The sequence below is a fragment of the Pseudomonas sp. AC463 genome (assembly GCF_979253585.1).
This window is the reverse complement of sequence record NZ_CEEDDZ010000585.1, coordinates 1-274: the sequence shown is the minus strand read 5'-3', so window position 1 is coordinate 274 and position 274 is coordinate 1. Positions and strand designations below refer to the sequence as shown.

At 67.5% G+C, this 274-nt stretch carries 1 pseudogene; it reads right to left on the bottom strand.

Annotated features, from left to right (window positions below):
* Window positions 1-274: pseudogene (gene pepN / locus AC0IYH_RS31535) on the bottom strand (aminopeptidase N); the annotation flags it as partial.

The window sequence follows — 274 nt, the reverse complement described above, 5'->3', positions numbered from 1 at the left end:
CCGTTCGCGAGCAGGACGGGGAAGCGCGCCCTGTCCGCCGTCAGGCGCACCGAATAGCGGCTGAGCACGTCGGGGCGATCGGGGAAGAAGGTGATGCGGCGGAACCCCTCCGCCTCGCACTGGGTGCAGATGTTTCCGCCGCTGGCGTACAGGCCCATCAACTGCGTGTTGCGGTCGGGGGCGATCTCCACCTCCGTCTCGATGCTGTGCGCGTCGCCCAACAGCGGGATGACGAGCTGGTTGTCCTCGACCCGCCAATCGTTAACCGCAACCC